1 protein-coding gene is annotated in these 577 nt (G+C 74.9%); it reads right to left on the bottom strand.

Annotated features, from left to right (window positions below):
* On the bottom strand, nt 1–577 hold a 577-nt coding region (locus tag I6F37_RS38515; protein WP_225154145.1), incomplete at both ends, for a DMT family transporter.

Here is a 577-nt window from a genome sequence, read left to right as displayed (position 1 = left end):
CCAGCAACCCCAGCGCGGGCAGCACGGCCGGAACCGGCTCGCCGCCGACGACCGCGAGGCAGCAGGTGGCCAGGGCCCCGAGCATCCCCTTGAACAGCACCACCTGTCCCGGATCGCGTTCGGCCACCGGACGCGAGAGCGCGTTGTCCACGCCCCAGGCCGCGGTCGCCAGCGCCACCGCCAGCAGCCCCACGGCCTGGCCGGGACCGGACTCGAGCCGGTCGAATACGAGCAGCATCCCGCCACCCACGAGCAGCGCGACGCCCGCGAGCACCCGGCGGTCCATGGACTCGTGGTACCAGAGCCGGGCCAGCGCTGCGGTGAACACCGCCTCGAGTGCCAGCATGAGCGAGGCGCTGGCGGCGCTGGTGCGCTGCAGGCCCCAGGCAAGTGCCACCGGCGCGATCACCGCACCGAAGAGCGCCATCCACGCCAGCCGCGGGGCGTCGCTTCGGCGCACCCTGGCCTCGCGCTTGACCGGTCGGCGCAGCACAGCGCCGACCGCCGCCGCGCCCAGGTAGAGCAGGGCAGCCGTCGAGAAGCCGCCCAGGCCGGCACCGAAACGCTGCACCAGGGG

Source organism: Bradyrhizobium sp. NBAIM08 (genome assembly GCF_020193935.1).
Lineage (GTDB): Bacteria > Pseudomonadota > Alphaproteobacteria > Rhizobiales > Xanthobacteraceae > Bradyrhizobium > Bradyrhizobium yuanmingense.
This window is presented reverse-complemented; position numbering and strand designations above follow the sequence as displayed.